This is a genomic window from Pseudomonas sp. KBS0707 (assembly GCF_005937945.2).
In the GTDB taxonomy this organism is placed as follows: domain Bacteria; phylum Pseudomonadota; class Gammaproteobacteria; order Pseudomonadales; family Pseudomonadaceae; genus Aquipseudomonas; species Aquipseudomonas amygdali.
This window is the reverse complement of the sequence record NZ_CP041754.1, coordinates 1,816,186-1,838,817: the sequence shown is the minus strand read 5'-3', so window position 1 is coordinate 1,838,817 and position 22,632 is coordinate 1,816,186. Positions and strand designations below refer to the sequence as shown.

Sequence of the window (22,632 nt, the reverse complement as noted above, 5' to 3'; positions counted from 1 at the left end):
CAGACCTGCACATCCCTCACCCCGATTTTTCACAACGACGGCATTGCACTCTGGCACCACCGCTTACTTGATTCGACCCGCATGCCTCGTGGCAGGGACAGGCTTATGGACGGAGGCCGACCGGTAACCGTCACATCAGGTGCCATGCACCGCACTCATGAACGCAAGGATCTTTTCCCGATCCTTGATGCCCTTGCTCTTTTCGACACCGCCGCTGACATCCACGGCGTAGGGCCGAACCTGAGCAATGGCCTGTGCCACATTCGCCGACGTCAGCCCGCCCGCCAGAATGACCGGTTTATCCAGATCGTCCGGAATCAGCGCCCAATCGAAGGTTTCTCCGGTGCCGCCAGGAACACCCTCTACATAGGTGTCGAGCAGCACGCCTCGCGCATTGCGATAGGTACGGCAAACCTGAGCGATGTCATCACCCGCCTTGACCCGCAAAGCCTTGATGTAGGGGCGATGATAACCATCGCATTCATCAGGTGTTTCATCGCCATGAAACTGCAGCATGTCCAGCGCAACCGCATCCAGCGTCTCGTTGAGTTCGCAGCGGCTGGCGTTGACGAACAGGCCGACGGTGGTAATGAACGGCGGCAACGCGGCAATGATAGCGCGAGCCTGCAGCACTGTTACTGCACGCGGACTTTTCGGGTAGAACACCAGGCCAATTGCATCGGCTCCTGCCTCGGCTGCAGCCAGAGCATCCTCTATGCGGGTAATCCCGCAGATCTTGCTGCGAACGGCTGACATATAGTGAGCAACCTCAGACCTTTCGGAAAGTCCCGGATGTTAGCAAATGCTGCTCGGGTCGTCAGCCGTCCAGTTCTGCAAAGCCCGTAAGAAAATGCGGACCTACAAAACGCTCGGGCAGCGGAAATTCATCACGGTACTCGACCTGAACAAGGTACAGACCATAAGGATGGGCCGTCACACCACCGGTACGCCGAACCCGGCTTTCCAGCACGTCTCGCGCCCATTCGACCGGACGTTCGCCAGTGCCGATGGTCATCAAAACACCGGCGATGTTGCGCACCATATGGTGCAGGAAGGCATTGGCGCGCACGTCGATCACGATCATCTTGCCGTGACGCGTCACGCGCAGGTGATGCAACTGCTTGACTGGCGACTTGGCCTGACACTGGCCGGCGCGGAAAGCGCTGAAGTCGTGAGTACCGACCAGATACTCGGCTGCCAGTGCCATCCGCTCTACATCCAGCGGGCGATGATTCCAGGTAATTTCCTGATTCAGGTGCGCCGGGCGAATCTGATCGTTGTAGATCACGTAGCGATAACGACGGGCAATGGCCTTGAAGCGGGCATGAAACGTAGCGGGCATGACCCGGGCCCAGGTTACGCTGACGTCATGGGGCAGATTGATATTTGCGCCCATGACCCAGGCCTTCATGGTGCGCTCGGCCTGCGTATCGAAATGCACCACCTGCCCGCAGGCATGCACGCCAGCATCTGTGCGGCCGGCACACATCAGTGATACCGGTGATGCAGCCACTTTTGACAAAGCGTCTTCAAGAGTTTCCTGCACGGTCAGCACACCGGATGCCTGACGTTGCCAGCCGCAATAGCGCGAGCCCTTGTATTCAACGCCCAGCGCGATTCGGGAAAAACCCTCGGCAGCCATTTCGGCTGCCGGGTTGTCTATGTTCGCCAAAGTGGTACAGCCTGTCGGTTCGCAAAAAGTCGGTCATTATACGGCCGCAAGAAAAACACGCTACCAAGCCGGGCAATTGAAATGCAAACGGCCGCATAAGCGGCCGTTTGCAGGTTGTTGCCTTAGGGGGATCAGGCCAGCCGCGAAAGCATCTCCCGCGCTTCGCTTTTCTGTCCGTCATCGCCCTCGGTGACCACTTCGTCAAGAATATCCCGGGCACCGTCTGCATCGCCCATGTCGATATAGGCGCGCGCCAGATCAAGCTTGGTCGCGGCTTCGTCAGTACCGGCCATGAAGTCGAAGTCCGGCTCGTCTTCCAGTGCCGCGGCATCTTCGGCCGTGAACCTTGGTTCATCGAGCGGCGGATGCTCGAGATTCTGCGAAAGGCGGTCCAGCTCGGCATTGACGTCGTCGATTTCGGTCGCGAATGCCTGGCTGGCCTGATCGGTTTCAATCTCGTCCGCCAGCGACAGATCAAAGTCTTCCGGAAGCTCAAGGTCATCACTGACAGGCGGCACAGACTGCGTTTCACCCAGATCAAGTGGATCATTGCCAAGGCCGAGCAGGAAGTCATCCTCGTTCTTGAGCGCCGGATCTTCTTCGGACAGGTCCAGATCGAAGTCGGCAAGGTCTTCCGGCGTAGTCGCCGCACGGGCCTCTTCCTGTTGCTGCATGATCGACTCGAAGCTCAGCTCCTCGTCATCCGCTGCTGCCTGCACCTTCGGCTCATCCAGCATCAGGTCGTCAAGCTCGTTCACAGTGGTGACTTCAGGCGTGGGCGCTTCTTCGAACTCATCCAGGCTCAAGTCAAAATCGTGATCGAACGGGTCCGCTTCTTCAGCAGGTTCAGCGGCCAGCGGCGTAACCACTTCAGGTGCGGGCTCGGGATCTGCTGTTACAGCGACTTCAGGCTCAGGTTCAACCTCTTGCTCTGCCGAATCATCGGCCAACAGCTCTTCAACATACTTGGCGTCAAGCTCTGCAACCAGCGCAGCAGCACTGGCAGCTGCTGCCGCCGCGGCCACTGCCGGAGCAGCCGACGCAGTAGCAGATTCAGAAACCGCTGGCGCAGCAACAGGCGCTACCGGCTTCAGGGTCGAGTTAAGTTCTTCCTGCTGCTCGACCTCAGCTTCACGCTTTCCCGCTGCCACCAGTTTGCGTTCGTGGGCGGCGTAAGCTTTGTTATTACCCTGCTCGGCGTAGATTTCCATCAGCTTGAGGCGAATATCATCGCGCTTCGGATCTTCCTTCACTGCTTCTTCAAGCAGTTCGACAGCCTGATTCATGCGCCCGTAAGCAATATGGATCTCGGCCTGAAGCAGCGGATCGGCAGGACGTTCGCGAGCGGCGGTGGCAGCGGCGGCACCAGCAGCCCCCATGCGAACGTTCGGTGGTGGCACGTCCAGGCCATCGAAGCTGGCTGGCGGTGCATTCATGTCCATGTCTGAAACAAAATCCGACTCCTCAGCCAGAGCACGCGCCATACGCTTGTGCTTCTCGGCTTCGGCCTTCGCAGCGCGACGACGCGCCAGGAACAACAGCAACAAGGCCAGAATCAACAATACGGCACCGCCGATCAGGCCAAGCAGTACCGGGTTGTTGAGGATTTTCTGCAGCACGTCTTCATCTTCGGCTGCAGCCACCGGCTCCACAGCCAGCGGCTGATCGGCTGCAGGAGTCGCAACCTCGGCGGCACCTGCCGGCAATGCATCCTCAGGAGCAATCTCCCCAGCCGGTTTGACCGGAGCTCCATTGGCATCGACCAGCGAAGCAGGCACTGCCGCATTGGCAGGCGTAGTGGCTTCCGGGGTGGCAGCAGCCGGAGGCACAGCTGCACCGGCGGCCTGCATTTTGGCCAACTGACCGTTTTTCAGCTCAATCAGTCGCTGTAGCTTGTCGAGCTGGCTTTGCAGGTCGTTCATGCGGCTTTTCAGCTCGGCATTGTCACGGCGCGTGGTGTCCAGAGCTTCCTGAGCCACCGCCAGCTTGTTGCCAAGATCACTGTCACCCGCTGCACCTTTTGCCGCAGGCTTGCCGCTTGCCGAAACCAGGCTCAGGTTGTCGGAGGTATCGACCTTTGAAGGAGCAGCGCCAGCGCGATCACGGCGGGTGGCATCGACCTGGCGCGTGCCGGCAGGCAGGCGACGGCCTTCACGCCAGGCGCTGTACTGCCGGGAAACTTCTGCAACTGCCTGCGGTTGTGGCAACGCGGTGGTTTGCTGCGGAGTCGGAAGGCGCAGCACCTGCCCCTTCTTCAAGCGGTTGATGTTGCCGCCGATGAAGGCTTCCGGGTTCAACGCCTGAATGGCCAGCATGGTTTGCTGGACAGTGCCGCCAGTACGTACCTTCGCGGCAATTTCCCACAAGGTATCGTTATTGGCGGTGAAATATTGTGCCTGTTTGTCCGCGGCTGGCGGCGGCAATACCGGCGCACTGGCGGCAGGTGCTGGAGCCTCGGGTGCCGCAGCCTCTGTCGACGGCGCGACTGTCGCCAGTTGCGCGGGTGCGGCAGGAGCAGCAGCTGGTGCCGGGGCGGCGGCCGCAGCGGCGGCCTCTGGAGAAAACTTCGGTGGATCGAGCAGAAGGCTGTATTCACGCAGCAACCGGCCATTTGGCCAGAGCACCTGAACCAGGAACTTCACGTAAGGCTCACGCACCGGCTTGCTGGAAGTAATGCGCAGGACACTTTTACCGCTGGCGTTGATAACCGGGGTAAAAGTGAGATCGTTGAGAAATGCCTGACGGGTAACGCCCGCCTGAGCGAAGTCGGCAGTGGTCGCCAGGCTCGGCACAACTTGCGCTGCGTTAAGCCCCTGCGCCTCAGTCAACTCTATTTCCGCTACCAAGGGCTGATTCAGGGTCGACTTGACCGACAATTCCCCGAGCCCCAGCGCCTGCGCCATACCCGATGACAGCGCTGAAGCCGCAGCGATTGCTAATACCAGTTTACGAACCTGAACCATAGCCCATCCCTTGTTTAAAGATTCCCCGAGATCCGGGGAGGTAGTCCTGCATTTGGGTGTAAGGCGTATCGCCGCTAAAACAATTATTCAAATTGTTGCCAAGTATCTTTTACACATAGTCTTTTATCAACAATTCGCCAACCTGCACAGCATTCAGCGCAGCGCCTTTTCGTACATTATCTGACGTCAGCCACAGATTCAGCTGCTCGGGATCGTCGATTCCCGCCCGAACGCGCCCCACATAAACCACGTCCTGCCCTACGGCATCACCCACCGGCGTAGGGTAATCACCCTCATCGACCAGTTCGATTCCGGCGGCAGACTCGAGTGCCGCATTGATCGCCGCAACATCGACCGAACCTGCGGTGCGCAGCGTTACGGTAAAGCTGTCGCCAAAGAACACCGGCACTTGAATGCAGGTAGCAGACACTTTGAGCAATGGCAGCGTCAGCAGTTCGCGTAATTCATCGACCAGACGCCTTTCCAGCGGCAAATGCCCCGACTCGTCAGGCGTACCCACCTGGGCCAGTACGTTGAACGCCATCTGACGATCAAAAAAGCGGGTTTCCAGCGGGCGGACATTCAATAGCTCGGTAGTCTGACGCGCCAGCTCACTGACGCCTTCGCGCCCGAGTGCGGAGACCGCCAGACAGGCCGTTACTGTCACAGACTGGATATCGATCAACCCGCGCAACGGCGCCAAAGCCAGTGCGACCGCAGTGGCAGAGGCGCTCGGGCTGGCCACCAGCGACGCGGCCGCGCCGCTGTGCAAAAGCGTAGCATTTATTTCCGGCACGATATTAGGTGCCTGCACGGCGGGAAATGCACCGGACAAGTCGACGACCGAGCACCCCGCCGCCACGGCCTTTTCGGCGTAACTGCGGCTTACCGCCGGGCCAGCGGCGAAGAATGCCAGGCGCACCTTGCTGAAGTCGAACTCATCGACTTCCCGTACGCGTACATTCTTGCCCCGAAACGGCACCGAGTGACCAGCAGACTCGATACTTGCCAGCAGGTGCAGATTGCCGACCGGGAAGTTGCGCTCCTCCAGCACCTGGACAACGGTTTCGCCGACAGTACCGGTTGCGCCGATTACGGCGATATCAAAGGACTGGCTCATGCAAAAACCTCAGGGAAATCAGGGAGCGGCACTTTAACTGTCGCACTGGCGACAGGCAATTCAAGCCGGCAAATAGCCGTGTTTTTCAAGGTTCAAGACCCACCGGAAAAAACACGCCATGACTCCAGACACCCAGCCAGCGCTGCCCGTTGATCTCGCGGGAGACCGCCAGCTCGACCAGTTGATAAAAGACATTGCGGTGAATCAGCGCCTCAAGATTGCTCCGCACATGGATATACGGCGCTGGCTCCTGAGTATCAGGGTTTGTAACAACCCGCAAAGGGTGCTCCGGCCCCGCTTCAGTCTGATCCTCGACATTGGTCAGGAAGCGCAGCACCTGACCCTCACCCTCTCCCAGCACCTCAAGGGTTACGGCGACAAAAGGCGCGTCATCGACCTTGATGCCGACTTTCTCGACAGGGGTAATCAGAAAATAGTCATCGCCGTCGCGACGCATGATCGTCGAGAACAACCTGACCATTGGTTTGCGGCCGATCGGCGTGCCCAGGTAATACCATGTCCCGTCTCGGGCGATACGCATGTCGATATCGCCACAGAAATCCGGATTCCACAAATGAACAGGCGGCAACCCCTTGGTTTTGGGGATCTGCGCAAACAGATCACCCGCCTTGTTTGAATCGGTCACTCCACTCTCCTGACGCTGGCTTAACGTTCGACGCCCAATAAGGTACGAGCGTAGTCCTCAAGAGGCGGACCCAGCAAATCTTCGGGGCTTTTGTCGTAAAGCGTCAGCAATCCGCCACGGCTGCGAATGCGCGCGCTGTCGATCAGGTAACGGGTGCTGGTTTCGATCAGCATCAGTTGAATGACACCGCTGTCGACACCCAGACGGTCCACGGCTTCCTGATCGGCCCACTGATCGCCGGTGCCGATGCGATCATCGGCCTTGGCGAAACGGGTGTAGAGCAAATAATGTGCGCCTGCACTGCGCGCCTCGATCATGGCCTCATCCAGGCCCATTGGCCCACGGGCACGGCGGACCATCGGGAAGTACTCGATGAACCCCTTGAAGGCCTCTTCAGCCACCACGTTGGGCCGCGGATAGGCATTGCCTGGCGGCACGAAGGCACCTTGCGCGATGTAAATGAACGAGTCGGGCTGCACACGCCAGTTGGCAGTACGGCGAGTGTCACTGTGATCGAGCAGACCCGCATCGCTGAATTGCTCGCGAACCCCCTCGCCCATGTCACTGACTTTCATGCAGCCACTCAACGCCAAAAGCGCGAGCAGCATAACCAGGCTACGCATCATCCCCTCCCAAATACCGGTGACGGAAAACCGGCGAATGGTCGTCGGATGCAGCTTCCGCGCCATCTCTGGCACAGCAGGCACCAAAGCCTTGAAGCAGATGCTCAAGACCGGGCCGGGGCGTTATTCCGTAGCAGGGTCGGGTTTGGGCTCGGCGATGACGTCGGCATCGCGCTTGCGCTTGTTGCCCATACGCACGCCGATGTCCATGAGGAAGTGGAAGAAGCCTTCCTGATCTTCCAGCACATTGCTCCAGAACGGCGAGTGGTACAGCGCAACGGCGCCATGCACCAGCGCCCAGGCGGCACAGTAGTGGTAGTAAGGCGGGACATCTTCGAGCTTGCCTTCGGTGATGCGGCCTTTGATCAGCAGGGTCAGGTGTTCGAAGTTGGAGGCGCGGATCTTGTGGAGCTCTTCGACCAGCTCGGGCACCTGATTGCCCTTGACCACTTTTTCCTCCAGGCGGTCGAACAGGCGATAGCGCTGCGGATCACGCATACGGAATTCGAAGTAGGCACGTGAGAGCGCCTCCTTGTCCTTGTCGACATCAGCGGAGTGCAGCAGCTCGTTCAGGTCTCGCTCATAGTCGAGCATCAGGCGCAGATAGATTTCTGCCTTGGACTTGAAGTGCTTGTAGATGGTGCCTTTACCAATGCCGACGGCGTCCGCGATCATCTCGACAGTGACGCTGTCTTCGCCCTGCTCCAGGAACAGCTTTAGCGCGGTGTCGAGAATTTCCTGCTCACGGCGGCGAAATTCACGGACCTTACGAGGTTCTTTCTGCATAGAGAGGTCTGTCAGGATCGAAATCGAAGCCGGGTATTATGCCCAATCGGCGCTAAATTGCACGGATCATCCTTACTTGTCGACCTTTATGAACGAAACCGGCGAAAAATTCGCATTTTGGCGTCCGCTTCGCAAACCGGACACACGACGGTATGCTACGACGCAGGCAGTACCGGGGATGCAGCGACAAACTCCAGGTAACCCGTGATCACTACATACAACGTGAAATAGGCAAAGATCAGCGCCGAGGCAATGTAGGACCAGCGCAACATACGCTCCCCCATGAAACGCCCACCCTGATGTGCCAGCGCACACAGCGAGATCGACCAGACCACGCCCGCCGCAACGAACCCGGCAAGAAAGGTCGAGGCACTGGCAAGATCAGAACCCTGTCGAGCAATCAGCGCACCGCCGACTGCAGCAAACCAGAGAATGGCGCTGGGTGATGACATCGCCAGAAAAATTCCGCGCAGGGACAACGCCAGGCTGGATTTTTCCGATTGAACATCCTGATTATCGAGGCCGGCGCTGACCGCGGTGGCACTCATGACCATCCTGAAGCAGAACCAGGCCAACACCGCCGTACCGCCGAGCCAGAGCACGTAGCGTACGGCTTCATATTGCAGCAGCACCGCCATGCCGAGCATGGCCAGGACCGCATAGGCCAGATCGCCGACACAGGTTCCCAACCCAAGCCACAGCCCCTTGGAAAAGCCGCGCTGCATGGACAGCGTGATCATGGCTATGTTTGCCAGGCCAATATCCAGGCATAACGACAGACTCAGTAGAAAACCGTTGGAAAACTCCACTCGAACACTACGACCAGGCACTGAAAAACCTCGGCATGCCTGACCTGCTGGCGTACACGGGCAAATTTGATGCGATGGCCTTGTATCCCGTCCGGCAAAAAGTGCTCATCAAGGACTCAAGAATCGCTTTAGTATTCCAAAACTGTTTAAAAAACGATCACAAGGCACTGGACGGTACGCCATGCTGGGCAATACTTAAGCCACTGACGGGTCATCATTCCCCAAATGACTCGCCAGTAAAGGTGCCTAAGGACTAGCGTGCCTTTGTTTTACTCCTAATGGTCTTAACCCGGCTTCACCCCCCCAGAATCCGGGTTTTTTTTGCCCGCGATTTGCCGTCAGTCAACGTGTACGCCACTCAGCGTTGAACATGCGCCAGCGGGAACAGGCGAGCGAAGTTAGCGGTGGTCTGCTCGGCGAAATGCTCGTAGGACTCGCCCCGTAGCATCGCCAGAAACTCGGCAACTTCGCGTACGTACTGCGGCAGATTCGGTTTGCCCCGATAAGGGATAGGCGCAAGGTATGGGGAATCGGTCTCGACCAGCAGCCGGTCAGCGGGGACTTGCCTTGCGACATCCCGCAGGGCGTCGGCGTTGCGAAAGGTCACGATGCCGGACAGCGAGATGTAGTAACCCATATCCAGCGCCGCCCTGGCCATCTCCCAGTCTTCGGTGAAGCAATGCAGAACGCCCGCTTGAGGCAGCGCCGCATCACGCAGAAGGCTCAATGTATCGGCGCGCGCGCCACGGGTATGGATGATCACCGGCTTGCCAGTGACACTGGCTGCCTCCAGGTGCAACCGAAAAGAAGCCTGCTGCAGCTCGGCAGCTTCGGGTTCGTAGTGATAGTCCAGACCGGTTTCACCTATCGCCACCACTCGCGGGTGATCCAGCTCCTTGAGCAACCAGTCCAGGGGCGGCATTTCGCCGGGCTTCACGTCCAGCGGATGAATGCCCACCGAGCAATCGACATCCGCGTAGCGTTCGGCGAGTGCCTTGACCGCACTCGCATTGTCGGCGCTGACACCGATGCAGAGAAAATGCCCGACTCCCCTGCCCCGGGCGGCTTCTAGGGCTGCATCCAGCGAGCCATTGTGCTGGGCAAGGTCAAGGCGATCGAGGTGACAATGGGAATCTACAAGCATGGGTTAAAACACAACTACATGGTATGGGTTGGACGATCGGACTTCAGAGCACCGACCAGATGAGTTTCGATCAGATTGCGCGCGGTATTGTCGCCATCATTGAATTGCACGCCGACACCGGCAGTCCGGTTGCCCTGCGCACCTTTTGGCGTAATCCAGGCGACGCGGCCAGCCACCGGAACCTTCTCCGGTTCGTCCATCAGATTGAGCAGCATGAACACTTCATCACCCAGCTTGTAGCTTTTGCTGGTGGGGATGAACAGCCCGCCGTTTCTGATGAATGGCATGTAGGCAGCGTAAAGCACGGATTTGTCCTTGATGGTCAGGGACAGAATGCCATTACGTGGACCTGTGTTCAGCGGCAGACTCATGACAACACCTCAACGGTTCCGGATAACGCAGAGTCTACGCCTGTCCCGGCAGGCCTGCCCACTGCACCAGTAATGCTTCAAGCAGCAAGACCCGGTTTAGATTGGCCTTGGACATGACTTTTTGCCTCTGTGCCAGAATCCAGTCCTGAATCTCCAGCACTTTTGCGCGAGAAGACTTCTGCGCCAGGTATTGAACGACCTTGCGCATGTCGCCCAGACCAAGGCCTTCCTCGTCCTGCGTCATCTGATAGCGCAGGATCAGGTGCGACCAGTCACAGAACCAGTCGAACAACAATAACAACGGGATATCCTTCCAGCCTTCGGCCAGCTGGGTAGCCGATTGCTGTTGCTTGAGCAGCTTCTTGACGCCATCCACCACCAGCGCGCGTTGCTCGCGAACGCCTTGCGTGTGAAGTGCCACGGCAGCCAGCGGCGACCCCGCTGCCAGCGTCAGCAATTCGAACCGTTCTTCCTGCGTGCAATCAGGCAGGGCATTGCCCAGCCAGTCCAGGCTCATCTGTTCGCTGGGCAACGGGCAGGCTTGCTGCACACAGCGACTTTTTACCGTTGGCAGCAAGCGGCTCGGCTGATGGCTGACCAGCAATAGAACGGTATTGCCCGACGGCTCCTCAAGACTCTTCAACAAGGCATTGGCAGCGTTGATGTTCATCGCTTCCACCGGCTCGACGAGCACCACCTTGCGACCGCCCATCTGGGCGGTCTGCACCACAAAGCTCACCAGGTCACGGACCTGATCAACCTTGATCGGCTTGTCTGCTTCTTCCGGCTCCAGCACATAGTTGTCCGGATGACTGCCAGCCGCCAGCAACAGGCAGGATTTGCAATGCCCGCAGGCCTCAAGCGCTTCGGGAGCCTTGCACAGCAGGCTGGCCATCAGGCGCTCGGCCAGTGCCCGCTTGCCGATACCGGCCGGACCGTGCAGCAGATAGGCATGAGCATGTTGAGCACGACCGGCCATCTGCTGCCAGAGTGATGCCTGCCAGGGGTAGGCTTCAGCCACGTCGCAGCTCCAGCAACTGCGGCAGCAATGTATCAAGGGAAGCCTGAACGTCGGCCAGCGGCTGGGCCGCGTCCACCAGACGATACCGCGCAGGATCAGCCTTCGCCCGCTGCAGATAAGTCGAGCGCACCGCGTCGAAGAAAGCCCGGCCTTCCTGCTCGAAGCGATCGAGTCGGCCACGTGCTGCGGCACGTGACAGACCGATTTCCACCGGCAGGTCAAATACCAGCGTCAGATCAGGCCGCAGATCGCCTTGAACAAACTCTTCCAACACGGCAATACGCTGCTGAGACAGGCCGCGGCCACCACCTTGATAAGCGTAGGTTGCATCGGTAAACCGATCACAAAGCACCACCTCGCCACGGGCCAGAGCCGGGCGAATGACCTCGGCCAGGTGTTGTGCGCGCGCGGCAAACACCAGCAGCAGTTCGGTGTCGGCACTCATGGCTTCATCACTGGGAGCCAGCAGCAGTTCGCGAATGCGCTCGGCCAGCGGAGTGCCGCCCGGCTCGCGGGTCAGCAATACCTGAACGCCCTGCGCGCGCAGCTGTGCCGCCAAGTATTCGCGATTGGTACTTTTGCCAGCACCTTCCGGACCTTCAAGGGTGATAAACAAGCCAGTCACAGGTAATCCTTAATTGTTTCCATCATTGCGCATTCGGCTCGGGCTGCGGGGCATCCGTTGCAGTCGCAGGCTCGGGCTCTGAAGAGGGAGAATCAGTTGATGGTGCCGGTGCAGCAGGCGCAGCAGGCGCAGCAGGCGCAGCAGGTGCCGGGCTGGAGCGATAATCTGCGCGGCGCTTGAGCTGATAGTCACGCACCGCTGAGTTATGGGCATCCAGATCGTCCGAGAACACATGGCTGCCGTCCCCCTTGGCCACGAAATACAGGCTGCTGCCCGCTACCGGGTTGAGCGCGGCATGAATCGCCTCGCGCCCCACCAGTGAAATCGGTGTCGGCGGCATACCGGCTATCACGTAGGTATTGTACGGCGTGGGTTCCTTGAGATTGGCCCGGGTCAACTTGCCGTTGTAGCGCTCGCCCATGCCATAGATCACGGTCGGATCGGTCTGCAACTGCATGCCCAGCTTCAAGCGACGCACGAACACACCCGCGATCTGGCCACGCTCCTGAGGCACACCGGTTTCCTTCTCGACCAGCGACGCCATGATCAGGGCCTGATAGGGATTGGAATACGGAGCATCAGACGACCTGGCATTCCATTCTTCATCCAGCACTTCCTCCAGACGACTGTAAGCCTGCCTGAGCAATTCGGCATCGGTCATGCCGCGCACATAGCGATAGGTATCAGGAAAGAAACGCCCTTCAGGGAATACATCAGGATGGCCGATTTTTGCCATCAGCTCGCCGTCGGACAAGCCAGCCAGCGTTTGATCGAGCTTGGCCTGTTTGGCCAGCGCAGCCCGCACCTGACGGAAATTCCAGCCCTCGACCAGCGTCAGGCTGTATTGCACAACCTCCTTGCGCTTCCAGACGTCGAACAGCCCCTTGACGTTCATGCCCGGCACCATGCGGTATTCGCCGCTGTGCAGTGCCTGTCCGGAGAGGTTGAAACGCCAGTAGAGGCGCAACCAGAAGGCGTCCTTGATCACGCCATCGGCCTGCAGTCGATTAAGCACACCGGTCGGCGTTGAGCCGGCCGGGACATCCAGCAGTTGCTCCTGAGCGACTTCGAGCGGCTGGTTCAGCGCCTGATGTTGCTGCCAGAACGCAAAGCCGAGCAGAAGGCCTGCCAGAACGACAGCTGTTTCCAGCAACACCAATATTTTTCGGATCACAAATCAGATATCCAGAAGGGTGCGAGCAATACCTTGCAGTTTACGGGTGAGCGGCCCGACCGGCCAGCTCAAGACTGTAAAGCCGCGAACCGGCCAGACGCCGTAGACGCTATTGCATAGAAACACTTCGTCCGCCGATTCAAGGTCGGACAGGTGCAAATCACGGATATCGACAACCAGTCCCAGGTTTCGTGCCTGATCCAGCAACTCGGCACGCATCACCCCCGCTACCCCGCAGCGGCTCAGATCGGCAGTCAGCAGGCGGCCCTGGCTTACCAGAAACAGATTGCTGTAGACACCCTCGATCAATCGCCCGGAGGTATCGCGCATCAAGCCTTCGGCATGCTCGCTATCGCTCCATTCCGAGCGGGCCAGCACCTGTTCCAGACGATTCAGATGCTTGAGTCCAGCCAGAAGCGGCTGTTCCGCCAGACGCGTCTGGCAGGCAAACAGGCGCATGCCCTGCTCGGCATGCACACCCGGATAGGCTGGCGCAGGGCCGCCCTGCAGGATTCGACGCGATTGGGCATTGGGGGCTGGAGCGTAACCGCGCTGGCTGTCGCCGCGGGTAACGATCAGCTTCATGACCCCATCGCCAAGCTCTGCAGCGAAGCGGGTCATTTCTGCACGGATAAGCGCATGATCGGTTGCGATCGACAAGCGCGCGCATCCGTTTTCGAGACGCTGCAGATGGCGCTCCAGGAGCAATGGCTGCCCGGCCTTGACGACGATGGTTTCAAACAGTCCATCGCCGTAGGCCAGCCCCCGGTCCTTGAGGGACAAGGCGTCTGCGGGGCAGCCATCGACCCAGGCGGGCATTACTCGGCGAACCGACGGAATACCAGCGAACCGTTGGTGCCACCGAAGCCGAACGAGTTCGAAAGAACAACGTCGATCGGCATGCGGCGTGCTTCGTGAGGCACGAAATCCAGATCGCAGCCTTCGCTTGGCTCATCCAGGTTGATGGTCGGCGGAGCCACCTGATCAACCATTGCCAGCACACTGAAGATCGCCTCGACAGCACCAGCAGCGCCCAGCAGGTGGCCGGTCATCGACTTGGTCGAACTGACAGCCAGCTTGTAGGCATGATCGCCAAATACCGACTTGATCGCAGAAGCCTCGGCCAGATCGCCCGCAGGCGTCGACGTACCGTGTGCGTTGATGTACTGAACCTGATCGGCATTGACCTTGGCGTCACGCAACGCATTGACGATGCAGCGTGCAGCACCGGCACCGTCATCAGGTGGCGAGGTCATGTGATAGGCATCGCCGCTCATGCCGAACCCGACCAGCTCAGCGTAGATGGTCGCACCACGCGCCTTGGCGTGCTCAAGTTCTTCAAGCACCATCGCACCTGCACCGTCGGACAGGACGAAACCATCACGGCCTTCGTCCCAGGGACGACTGGCACGGGTCGGGTCGTCGTTGCGGGTCGACAGCGCACGCGCGGCACCGAAACCACCCAGCCCCAGGCCACAGGCAGCCATTTCAGCGCCACCGGCAATCATCACGTCCGCTTCGTCATAGGCGATGTTGCGAGCCGCCATGCCGATGCAGTGGGTCGCCGTGGTGCAAGCCGTGGCGATGGAGTAATTAGGCCCCTGTGCACCCAGATGGATAGACAGGAAACCGGAAATCATGTTGATGATCGAGCCCGGCACGAAAAACGGAGAAATCCGTCCTGGCCCTTGCTCGTGCAGCAGACGACTGCTGTTTTCGATATTGGTCAGACCACCGATACCCGAACCCATCGCGACGCCGATGCGTTCACGGTTTGCATCAGTGACTTCGAGGCCTGCATTACGCACCGCCTGAAAGCTGGCCGCGAGACCATACTGAATGAAGAGATCGAGCCGGCGCGCTTCTTTGGGCGCGAGGTATTCTTCGACGTTGAAACCCTTGACCGAACCGCCGAAACGGGTGGTGAAGGCCGACAAGTCCGTGTGCTCGATAAGGCCAATGCCACTGCGGCCCGCCAGAATGCCCTGCCAACTGCTGGGCACGTCATTGCCCAGTGGCGAAAGCATGCCCATCCCGGTGACCACGACGCGTCTACGCGACACAGGACTCTCCTTCTCTCTTGTTTACGGAACAATCATTTACGAACAATCACAGCGTTTTCTAAAGAAAAAACCGCACGCCGGTTAAAGCAGTGCGGTTTTCCCGTGACAGCAGTCAGCGATTACAAATCTTAAGCCTGATGGCTAGTGACGTAGTCGATTGCTGCTTGAACGGTAGTGATCTTTTCCGCTTCTTCGTCAGGGATTTCGGTCTCGAATTCCTCTTCCAGAGCCATTACCAGCTCGACAGTGTCCAGGGAGTCAGCGCCCAGGTCTTCAACGAAAGAAGCAGTGTTGACAACCTCTTCTGATTTGACGCCAAGTTGCTCTGCAACGATTTTCTTGACGCGCTCTTCGATGGTGCTCATACCTAGTTTTAACTCCTAGTGGAAATGTTCAGGCATCTGGCCAGTGGGTAAGTGTATAGAAGAGGTTTTGCGAATTTCAAGCTTAACGCTCTCCCCTTATGCCCAACCGTACCTTTGCCCATGCATAGATTGCAGCTTTATAACGGATTTTAGACAGCTCGTATGACATTTTTTTGAAACAGATGGTCACATTAGCTCATGTACATGCCGCCGTTAACAGGGATTGTGGCCCCGGTAACGTACCCTGCGCCTTCGGAGGCAAGAAAAGCGACTACATGCGCAATCTCTTCAGCCTGCCCCAGACGGCCCAGGGGTATCTGGGTAATCAGTGACTCACGCTGAGCCTCAGGCAGCTCACGCGTCATATCGGTGTCGATGAAACCGGGCGCAACCGAATTCACGGTTACTGCCCGCGAGCCCACTTCACGGGCCAGAGCCCTGCTGAAACCTTCCAGCCCGGCCTTCGCGGAAGCATAGTTTACTTGACCGGCGTTGCCCATGGCACCCACAACCGAACCAATGCTGATAATACGGCCCCAACGCGCTTTGGTCATGCCGCGCAAAACACCCTTGGAAAGACGGAAAAGGCTGTTCAGGTTGGTGTTGACGACGTCATACCATTCGTCATCTTTCATGCGCATCATCAGATTATCACGGGTGATGCCGGCATTATTGACCAGAATCAACGGTGCCCCGACACGCTCCTGGATGGTCGACAGGACCGAATTCACGGACTCGGCATCGCAGACATCGAGCATCAGGCCAAAGCCTTCGATGCCGTTTTCCTTGAACGTCGCACTGATGCGCTCGGCGCCGGACTCAGAGGTCGCGGTGCCCACGACGACAGCACCATTGCGCCCCAATTCCAGGGCGATGGCTTGACCAATACCGCGACTCGCACCGGTGACCAGTGCAACTTTACCTTGAAGGCTCATACAGGCTTCTCCTAATCAGGCCAGTGCCGCGCGCGCGGCGGCAAAGGCGTCCGGGGTATCAAGGTTGTAAGTAATCACGCCTTCGGCGCAACGCTTGTTCAGACCGGCCAGGACTTTGCCCGGCCCACATTCCACAAGCTGGGTCGCACCACGGCTCGCCAGGCATTGAATGGATTCAACCCAGCGAACCGGCTTGTACAACTGTTCCAGCAAGTCACGCTTGAGCGTCGCCAGATCACTGACCGCGCTGGCGCTGACGTTCTGTACCAATGCGATTTCAGGTGCCTGCCATTCAATGGCTTCAACAGCCTCGGCGAAACGCTCGGCGGCCGGGCGCATCAGTTCGCAGTGCGACGGCACGCTGACCGGCAACGACAATGCACGCTTGGCACCCCGCGCCTTGCACAGCTCCATGGCGCGCTTGACGGCCTCGGCGGAACCGGCGATCACCACCTGGCCCGGCGAGTTGAAATTCACCGCACTGACAACTTCGCCCTGCGCTGCTTCGGCACAGGCAGCGATAACGTCGGCGTCATCAAGACCCAGAATAGCGGCCATGCCGCCTTGACCGGCCGGCACCGCTTCCTGCATCAACTGGCCACGACACTCGACGAGCTTTACCGCATCAGCCAGGCTCAGGCTTTGCGCAGCTACCAGCGCACTGTATTCACCCAGACTGTGACCTGCGACGAACGCAGGAACGGCGCCGCCCTCGGCCAGCCACACATGCCACAAGGCTATGGAAGCAGTCAGAATGGCAGGCTGGGTCTTGTCGGTCTGATTGAGCAACTCGACAGGACCGCTCTGGGTCAACGCCCACAGGTCATAGTCAAGGGCTTCGGAAGCCTGCTCGAAAGTATCGAGAATCAACGGATGTTGCGCGCCTTGCTCGGCGAGCATGCCGAGCGATTGCGATCCTTGACCCGGAAAGACGAATGCGAGGGATGCAGACATTTGACAAGCCTCTGAATTATTGTCGCCAAAATGGGCGTCCGGACAGGCCGAACGCGGGTATTCAAATTTACATGACTGATCGGTTGGATGACTGACCAGTCTGATGCGTCACATTTTCAGGTTTGGCCGTTCTGAAGCAGCAATTCAAGCCGCCCCTTCAGGCGCTGCGGCAGGTTTTCACGGGATTCAACGATCGCTCGCTGAATCGCACTCTGGAACCCTGAAACACTGGCCGAACCGTGGCTTTTCACCACGATCCCCTGCAACCCGAGCAAGCTCGCGCCATTATGACGAGCAGGTGCCAGATCAGTCTGCAGTCGCTTGAGCAACGGCAACGCCAGCGCTCCGACCGCCCTGCTCAGCAGGTTGCGGTTGAACAGTGTATCGATTCTGGCGGCAATCATGCTCGCCAGCCCCTCGCTCGACTTGAGCAGTACATTGCCGACAAAGCCATCACACACCACGACGTCAGCCTCACCCCGGTACAAGCCGTCGCCTTCGATGTAGCCAATGTAGTTGAGCCCCTGGGCTGCCTGCAAAAGACCGGCGGCAAGCTTGACCTGCTGATTGCCCTTGATGTCTTCCGTGCCCACGTTAAGCAAGGCAACCCTGGGCTTTTTGACACCCAGGGTTTCTGCAAGAACAGAGCCCATTACCGCAAACTGATAGAGCGCCTCAGCGCTGCAATCGACATTCGCACCCAGGTCGAGCATCTGACAATGGCCAGACCGAGTGGGAATGGCTGCGATCATCGCGGGACGATCGATACCGGGCAGCGTCTTGAGCACAAACCGCGAAAGCGCCATCAGCGCACCGGTATTACCAGCGCTGACACATGCCTGGGCCTGCCCGCTTGCAACAAGCTCAAGAGCAACACGCATGGACGAGTCAGGCTTGCCACGCAGAGCCTGGGACGGACGCTCGTCCATTGCAATGGCTTCATTGGCGTTTACGACACGCAGGCGCGAGCGATCCACAGCACCATGACGGGCAATGAGTTCTTCAATCAGGGAGGCTTGGCCTACGAGGACCAGATGAAGCGAGGGTGTAGCTGTCAGGCACGCGAGGCTTGCCTGAACAATGTTGCGGGGACCGAAGTCCCCGCCCATTGCGTCGATCGCGATGATCGGAGCGGACAAGAAATTACTCGTCAGCGCCCTTGTCGATCACTTTACGACCACGGTATACGCCTTCTGGCGATACGTGGTGACGCAGGTGAATTTCACCAGTGGTCTTTTCTACCGACAGAGTGCTTGCCTCAAGAGCGTCGTGCGAACGACGCATGTCACGGGCAGAGCGGGATTTTTTGTTCTGCTGAACAGCCATAATTGATTAACTCCTAAACGTTTGGGTCACGCTTTAACTGCGCCAATACACTGAACGGGTTGGACCGCATTACCTCGTCCACGCTCGGTTCGGGCTCATCGAGACCCGCCGGTTGCTGGCATTCTTCAGGATGATGAGCAGGCACAATGGGCAAGGCGAGCAATAGCTCCTCCTCGATCAATGCCAGCAGATCCAAAGGATCTTCGCCCAGTTCCAGCACGTCATAACCTTTCGGTAACGACTGGGTATTCGCACCCTCCTTCACCACGGCGTAACTGCATTCGCTGTGGATCGGCAGGGTCACCAGCTCAAGACAACGCTGGCAAACCATCTTGACCGGGACGTCTATCGAACTGTGGATGACCACAGAACGGCGTTCGTCACGCTCAAAAACGAATTTCGCCTGCACCGTACCGACAGTGTCGGCAAGCGGGTCGCAGAGTCTCTTCAAATCGCCCAGCAGCACTTCACCCTGAAGGGTAGTGCCGCGATCAGACAATTTGCGCGGGTCAACGTGAGATGGAATCGGGTCATTCAACATAGGCGCAGCATTCTAGGGATGCCCCCTTGGCATGTCAAAGGAAATTCAGGCCTGTTCGTCACTCCGGCCACTCTTTAGAATCGACGCTCAGCCTACGGAGAACCGCATGCCATCCCTGCTCCTTGCCTCCAGCTCTTCATACCGGCGCGAACTGCTCACTCGCCTGCGCCTGCCATTCACCTGCAAGTCTCCGGACATTGATGAAAGTCACCGACTGGACGAAACCGCACACGACCTCGTTCGACGCCTTGCCTTAGAGAAAGCCAGGGCGCTGGCGGGCGAATATCCGCATCACCTGATCATTGGCTCCGATCAGGTTGCCGTCCTAAACGGGCAGATACTCGGCAAGCCACATACCTTCGAGCGCGCACTTGAGCAACTGACGGCTGCCAGTGGCACCAGCGTAACCTTCCTGACCGGACTGGCCCTGCTTAATAGCTCGACAGGCGAGCATCAGGTCGATTGCGTACCCTTTACCGTGCACATGCGCGAACTCGATCAAGCCAGCATCGAACGCTATCTGCATGCAGAGCAACCTTATGACTGCGCCGGCAGCTTCAAGGCTGAAGGGTTGGGGGTCAGCCTGTTTCGCAGCACCGAAGGCAGCGACGCGACCAGCCTGATCGGCCTGCCACTGATACGCCTTGTGGACATGCTAATAAAGGAAGGGGTCAGCGTACCCTGACGCTCAGACAAAGAACCCGGCCATTGGCCGGGTTCTTCATTTCTGCATCAAGCCGTCAGCGCAGGCTTGGACCGTTGAAGCCGACCAGCATGGCAATGCGCTCAGCGATACTGGTGCCCAGCTTTTTCGAAAAGCGGTCGAAAGGCGACTCTTCGACGGTATATTCGACGATATCCTTTTCCTTGATCACATCCCGCGCGACATAACTGGCACTGCCCAGGCCGTCCACCAGACCGAGCGCAACGGCCTGCTCACCGGTCCAGATCAGCCCCGAAAACAGTTCGGGATGATCCTTGTCCTTCAGACGATCGCCACGACCCTGCTTGACGCTGGCGATGAACTGACGATGCGTTGTGTCCAGCACCCCCTGCCAGAACTGCGTCTCATCGGCCTTCTGCGGCTGGAACGGATCAAGGAAAGCTTTGTGCTCGCCCGATGTGTAGGTACGACGATCAACGCCGAGCTTGTCCATGGCACCGACAAACCCGAACCCCGCCGCCGTCACACCTATCGACCCCACCAGACTGGCCTTGTCGGCGTAGATCTGGTCGGCAGCACTGGCAATGTAATAAGCCCCCGAAGCACCCAGATCAGTAATGACCGCATACACCTTGATATCCGGTTTTGCAGCACGCAGACGACGGATTTCGTCATAAACATAGCCCGACTGCACAGGACTGCCGCCCGGACTGTTGATACGCAGAATAACGCCCCTGGTCTTTTCATCCTCGAACGCCTTCTGCAGCGCCGTGACGATATTCTCGGCACTGGCCGACTCCTTGTCGGCAATCACACCCTGCACATCGATCAGCGCTGTGTGGCTGGAGCGGCGCGATGTACCGCCTTCAAAGTCCAGCATCGGAACGACCACTGCGACAAACAGAAACGCGAACGTCAGCAGCTTGAAGAAAATTCCCCAGCGACGCGCACGACGCTGCTCCTGAACACTGGCCAGCAGCGTCTTTTCCAGAAGTTTCCAGCTTTTTGCTTCTTCCTTGCCATTGATTCCCTCGTCCGCGCTTTGCGAGACGGGTGCCTTCCATTCGTCAGACATGTTCCAATCACTCCAACCCTAAAACTAGACGCCGCGCCCATTCAACCAGGTGCGCAGCTCGGAAAAATGCTCAATAGCCAATCGTGGCTGAAACTGGCGCAACGACTCCAGCGACTGAGCGCCATAACCCACCGCAACCGAATCCATACCTGCGTTGCGGGCCATCAGCAGATCGAACGACGCATCGCCGATCATCAACGAACGCTGCGGCGCAACATCACAATGCGCCATGATCTCGTTCAACATCAGCGGGTCCGGCTTGCTGGCGGTTTCGTCGGCAGCCCGGGTGGCATCGAAGTAATCGCCCCAGCCATTGGCTTGTAGCACCCGATCCAGCCCACGGCGCGCCTTGCCGGTAGCGACCGCCAGACGATAGCCGTCCTCGCGAAACGCTTGCATCGACTCCAGAACGCCCTCGAACAGCGGCGAAGGCACGTTATCCATTGCCATATAGCTGTCAGCATAGCGCTGCCGAAAGTCGATCACCTGATTGTCACTGATCTGCGGATAAAGGGTTCGAATCGCCTCGGGCAGACCCAGACCGATAATGCCCTTGATCGCCGGATCGTCACGAACCTCCAGATCAGTCTCGATAGCCGCGGTACGCATGGCCAGAACAATTCGCCCCACAGAGTCGGCCAGCGTGCCGTCCCAGTCAAAAATCAACAGGTCGTAATTACGGCGCACTCAAACGCTCCACTGTCTTGGCCCACATTTCATCCACAGGCGCCTGCACATTCAGTTTGCTGCCATCGGGCATCGGCACCGTCAGCATGTAGGCGTGCAGGAACAGACGCTTGCCGCCCAGATCACGAATCTCGCGACTGAAATTCTCGTCACCGTATTTGGTATCGCCTGCAATGGCGTGCCCCGCATGCAGCGTGTGCACGCGGATCTGGTGCGTGCGCCCGGTCACCGGCTTGGCTTCGACCATGGTGGCAAAGTCACCGAAACGACGCAGTACCTTGAAGATCGTCAGAGCCTCCTTGCCCTCTTCATTGACCTCGACCATGCGCTCGCCGGAGCGCAGATTGCTTTTCATCAGCGGCGCACGCACCTGTTTCTGAGCCGTTGCCCAGTTACCGCGGACGAGCGCCATGTAGCGCTTGTCGACGCCGTCGCCGCGCAGGGCTTCGTGCAGATGACGCAGCATGCTGCGTTTCTTGGCAATCATCAGCAGACCGGACGTGTCGCGATCGAGACGGTGCACCAGTTCGAGCTCCTTGGCATCCGGACGCAACTGACGAAATGCTTCGATTACCCCGAAACTCAGACCGCTGCCGCCATGCACAGCGATACCCGCAGGCTTGTTGAGCACGATCAGCGCCTTGTCTTCGTAGACAATCGCGGCCTCGAGGCGCTGCAGCAGAGCCTGCGCAACCGGCACCGGCTCGTCGCGCTCAGGCACGCGCACAGGAGGAATGCGCACGATATCGCCTGCCTGCAACTTATACTCCGGCTTGATCCGCCCCTTGTTCACACGCACTTCGCCTTTGCGCAAAATGCGGTAAATCAAGGTTTTGGGCACACCCTTGAGATAAGTGATCAGAAAATTATCGATGCGTTGACCGGCAAGTTCCGGGGCAACCTCAACCAGCTGGACGCCGGGGGTTGGAGGGGCAATATTCGTCATGCCGCAAATGATAACAATTTTTTATGGATTTGAAGCACTTAATGATTGCTGCTATAGTCGCGAACGCCGCCAAAAGCGGCCGGACAGCGGACCAACGGTTGACAACCGGCCCTGACCAACGC

General features: G+C 58.6%; 25 protein-coding genes. 1 reads left to right on the top strand and 24 read right to left on the bottom strand.

Annotated features, from left to right (window positions below; genetic code table 11):
- Positions 1-135: 135 nt before the first annotated feature.
- The 21 genes from FFH21_RS08745 to FFH21_RS08645 all read right to left on the bottom strand — a co-directional run bounded on the left by FFH21_RS08745 (position 136) and on the right by FFH21_RS08645 (position 19,138).
- The gene (locus FFH21_RS08745; protein ID WP_004664334.1) at positions 136-756 is read right to left on the bottom strand and encodes a phosphoribosylanthranilate isomerase; all 621 of its coding nucleotides are present in this window, start codon (positions 754-756) and stop codon (positions 136-138) included.
- Positions 757-817: 61 nt separating this feature from the next.
- Positions 818-1,642 (bottom strand): tRNA pseudouridine(38-40) synthase TruA, encoded by an 825-nt coding sequence (truA, locus tag FFH21_RS08740; protein ID WP_011168144.1) that lies wholly within the window; start codon positions 1,640-1,642, stop codon positions 818-820.
- Between the two features lie 161 nt (positions 1,643-1,803).
- Positions 1,804-4,635, bottom strand: coding sequence for a FimV/HubP family polar landmark protein (locus FFH21_RS08735; RefSeq protein ID WP_011168143.1), 2,832 nt, complete (start codon positions 4,633-4,635; stop codon positions 1,804-1,806).
- 109 nt (positions 4,636-4,744) lie between these two features.
- Positions 4,745-5,755, bottom strand: coding sequence for an aspartate-semialdehyde dehydrogenase (locus tag FFH21_RS08730; protein ID WP_004664332.1), 1,011 nt, complete (start codon positions 5,753-5,755; stop codon positions 4,745-4,747).
- An 85-nt stretch (positions 5,756-5,840) separates the two neighbouring features.
- The gene (locus tag FFH21_RS08725) at positions 5,841-6,401 is read right to left on the bottom strand and encodes a DUF1285 domain-containing protein (protein WP_004664331.1); all 561 of its coding nucleotides are present in this window, start codon (positions 6,399-6,401) and stop codon (positions 5,841-5,843) included.
- 20 nt (positions 6,402-6,421) lie between these two features.
- The gene (locus FFH21_RS08720; RefSeq protein ID WP_002552702.1) at positions 6,422-7,024 is read right to left on the bottom strand and encodes a DUF4823 domain-containing protein; all 603 of its coding nucleotides are present in this window, start codon (positions 7,022-7,024) and stop codon (positions 6,422-6,424) included.
- A gap of 123 nt (positions 7,025-7,147) precedes the next feature.
- Entirely contained in the window at positions 7,148-7,810 is a 663-nt protein-coding gene (locus FFH21_RS08715; RefSeq protein WP_004657874.1) for a TetR/AcrR family transcriptional regulator, read from the bottom strand.
- A gap of 155 nt (positions 7,811-7,965) precedes the next feature.
- Positions 7,966-8,619 (bottom strand): LysE family translocator, encoded by a 654-nt coding sequence (locus tag FFH21_RS08710; RefSeq protein WP_011168142.1) that lies wholly within the window; start codon positions 8,617-8,619, stop codon positions 7,966-7,968.
- A 358-nt stretch (positions 8,620-8,977) separates the two neighbouring features.
- The gene (locus tag FFH21_RS08705) at positions 8,978-9,763 is read right to left on the bottom strand and encodes a TatD family hydrolase (RefSeq protein ID WP_004664327.1); all 786 of its coding nucleotides are present in this window, start codon (positions 9,761-9,763) and stop codon (positions 8,978-8,980) included.
- A 14-nt stretch (positions 9,764-9,777) separates the two neighbouring features.
- Positions 9,778-10,134: a PilZ domain-containing protein gene (locus FFH21_RS08700; protein ID WP_002552698.1), complete on the bottom strand. Its 357-nt coding sequence runs from the start codon at positions 10,132-10,134 to the stop codon at positions 9,778-9,780.
- Between the two features lie 34 nt (positions 10,135-10,168).
- Entirely contained in the window at positions 10,169-11,155 is a 987-nt protein-coding gene (locus FFH21_RS08695; protein WP_005758283.1) for a DNA polymerase III subunit delta', read from the bottom strand.
- Complete coding sequence (gene tmk, locus FFH21_RS08690; protein ID WP_004667786.1) at positions 11,148-11,780, bottom strand: dTMP kinase; 633 nt, start codon at positions 11,778-11,780, stop codon at positions 11,148-11,150. Before tmk ends, FFH21_RS08695 begins: the two co-directional genes overlap by 8 nt.
- A 22-nt stretch (positions 11,781-11,802) precedes the next feature.
- Positions 11,803-12,954 (bottom strand): endolytic transglycosylase MltG, encoded by a 1,152-nt coding sequence (gene mltG / locus FFH21_RS08685; RefSeq protein ID WP_041924487.1) that lies wholly within the window; start codon positions 12,952-12,954, stop codon positions 11,803-11,805.
- Between the two features lie 3 nt (positions 12,955-12,957).
- Positions 12,958-13,773, bottom strand: coding sequence for an aminodeoxychorismate lyase (gene pabC, locus FFH21_RS08680; protein WP_011168140.1), 816 nt, complete (start codon positions 13,771-13,773; stop codon positions 12,958-12,960).
- On the bottom strand, positions 13,773-15,017 hold the full coding sequence (fabF, locus tag FFH21_RS08675; RefSeq protein WP_011168139.1) for a beta-ketoacyl-ACP synthase II: 1,245 nt from the start codon (positions 15,015-15,017) through the stop codon (positions 13,773-13,775). The genes pabC and fabF overlap by 1 nt, the downstream gene beginning before the upstream one ends.
- Before the next feature lie 128 nt (positions 15,018-15,145).
- Positions 15,146-15,382 (bottom strand): acyl carrier protein, encoded by a 237-nt coding sequence (acpP, locus tag FFH21_RS08670; protein ID WP_002552692.1) that lies wholly within the window; start codon positions 15,380-15,382, stop codon positions 15,146-15,148.
- 191 nt (positions 15,383-15,573) lie between these two features.
- Complete coding sequence (gene fabG / locus FFH21_RS08665) at positions 15,574-16,317, bottom strand: 3-oxoacyl-ACP reductase FabG (protein ID WP_003318510.1); 744 nt, start codon at positions 16,315-16,317, stop codon at positions 15,574-15,576.
- 15 nt (positions 16,318-16,332) lie between these two features.
- Complete coding sequence (gene fabD / locus FFH21_RS08660) at positions 16,333-17,271, bottom strand: ACP S-malonyltransferase (protein WP_011168138.1); 939 nt, start codon at positions 17,269-17,271, stop codon at positions 16,333-16,335.
- 116 nt (positions 17,272-17,387) lie between these two features.
- Positions 17,388-18,410 carry a phosphate acyltransferase PlsX gene (plsX, locus tag FFH21_RS08655; protein WP_011168137.1) on the bottom strand — a complete coding sequence of 341 codons (1,023 nt, stop codon included), beginning with the start codon at positions 18,408-18,410 and terminating at the stop codon, positions 17,388-17,390.
- 4 nt (positions 18,411-18,414) lie between these two features.
- Complete coding sequence (rpmF, locus tag FFH21_RS08650; RefSeq protein WP_002552688.1) at positions 18,415-18,597, bottom strand: 50S ribosomal protein L32; 183 nt, start codon at positions 18,595-18,597, stop codon at positions 18,415-18,417.
- A 13-nt stretch (positions 18,598-18,610) separates the two neighbouring features.
- Positions 18,611-19,138: a YceD family protein gene (locus FFH21_RS08645; RefSeq protein WP_011168136.1), complete on the bottom strand. Its 528-nt coding sequence runs from the start codon at positions 19,136-19,138 to the stop codon at positions 18,611-18,613.
- Between the two features lie 106 nt (positions 19,139-19,244).
- On the opposite strand from FFH21_RS08645, the gene FFH21_RS08640 reads away from it, so the two are divergent.
- A complete protein-coding gene (locus tag FFH21_RS08640) occupies positions 19,245-19,823 on the top strand; it encodes a nucleoside triphosphate pyrophosphatase (protein ID WP_011168135.1) in 579 nt (192 codons plus the stop codon).
- Positions 19,824-19,878: 55 nt separating this feature from the next.
- Here FFH21_RS08640 and FFH21_RS08635 read toward each other — a convergent pair whose 3' ends face one another.
- Genes FFH21_RS08635 through rluC form a run of 3 tightly spaced genes read right to left on the bottom strand, consistent with a single transcriptional unit; the run spans position 19,879 to position 22,510 of the window.
- Positions 19,879-20,877 (bottom strand): S49 family peptidase, encoded by a 999-nt coding sequence (locus tag FFH21_RS08635; protein ID WP_004664322.1) that lies wholly within the window; start codon positions 20,875-20,877, stop codon positions 19,879-19,881.
- A 24-nt stretch (positions 20,878-20,901) separates the two neighbouring features.
- Entirely contained in the window at positions 20,902-21,564 is a 663-nt protein-coding gene (locus FFH21_RS08630; protein WP_004664321.1) for an HAD-IA family hydrolase, read from the bottom strand.
- Positions 21,554-22,510, bottom strand: a complete 957-nt coding sequence (gene rluC / locus FFH21_RS08625) for a 23S rRNA pseudouridine(955/2504/2580) synthase RluC (protein WP_002552683.1) — start codon at positions 22,508-22,510, stop codon at positions 21,554-21,556. The genes FFH21_RS08630 and rluC overlap by 11 nt, the downstream gene beginning before the upstream one ends.
- Positions 22,511-22,632 lie beyond the last annotated feature (122 nt).

Bases quoted from the DNA above. Each gene is read 5' to 3' on its own strand.
- FFH21_RS08645 (WP_011168136.1), bottom strand. From the start codon at position 19,138: ATGTTGAATGACCCGATTCCATCTCACGTTGACCCGCGCAAATTGTCT.
- acpP (WP_002552692.1), bottom strand. From the start codon at position 15,382: ATGAGCACCATCGAAGAGCGCGTCAAGAAAATCGTTGCAGAGCAACTT.
- FFH21_RS08720 (WP_002552702.1), bottom strand. From the start codon at position 7,024: ATGCGTAGCCTGGTTATGCTGCTCGCGCTTTTGGCGTTGAGTGGCTGC.
- FFH21_RS08735 (WP_011168143.1), bottom strand. From the start codon at position 4,635: ATGGTTCAGGTTCGTAAACTGGTATTAGCAATCGCTGCGGCTTCAGCG.
- FFH21_RS08745 (WP_004664334.1), bottom strand. From the start codon at position 756: ATGTCAGCCGTTCGCAGCAAGATCTGCGGGATTACCCGCATAGAGGAT.
- fabG (WP_003318510.1), bottom strand. From the start codon at position 16,317: ATGAGCCTTCAAGGTAAAGTTGCACTGGTCACCGGTGCGAGTCGCGGT.
- FFH21_RS08705 (WP_004664327.1), bottom strand. From the start codon at position 9,763: ATGCTTGTAGATTCCCATTGTCACCTCGATCGCCTTGACCTTGCCCAG.
- rpmF (WP_002552688.1), bottom strand. From the start codon at position 18,597: ATGGCTGTTCAGCAGAACAAAAAATCCCGCTCTGCCCGTGACATGCGT.
- pabC (WP_011168140.1), bottom strand. From the start codon at position 13,773: ATGCCCGCCTGGGTCGATGGCTGCCCCGCAGACGCCTTGTCCCTCAAG.
- FFH21_RS08700 (WP_002552698.1), bottom strand. From the start codon at position 10,134: ATGAGTCTGCCGCTGAACACAGGTCCACGTAATGGCATTCTGTCCCTG.
- FFH21_RS08635 (WP_004664322.1), bottom strand. From the start codon at position 20,877: ATGTCTGACGAATGGAAGGCACCCGTCTCGCAAAGCGCGGACGAGGGA.
- truA (WP_011168144.1), bottom strand. From the start codon at position 1,642: ATGGCTGCCGAGGGTTTTTCCCGAATCGCGCTGGGCGTTGAATACAAG.
- FFH21_RS08640 (WP_011168135.1), top strand. From the start codon at position 19,245: ATGCCATCCCTGCTCCTTGCCTCCAGCTCTTCATACCGGCGCGAACTG.
- FFH21_RS08715 (WP_004657874.1), bottom strand. From the start codon at position 7,810: ATGCAGAAAGAACCTCGTAAGGTCCGTGAATTTCGCCGCCGTGAGCAG.
- FFH21_RS08730 (WP_004664332.1), bottom strand. From the start codon at position 5,755: ATGAGCCAGTCCTTTGATATCGCCGTAATCGGCGCAACCGGTACTGTC.
- fabD (WP_011168138.1), bottom strand. From the start codon at position 17,271: ATGTCTGCATCCCTCGCATTCGTCTTTCCGGGTCAAGGATCGCAATCG.
- rluC (WP_002552683.1), bottom strand. From the start codon at position 22,510: ATGACGAATATTGCCCCTCCAACCCCCGGCGTCCAGCTGGTTGAGGTT.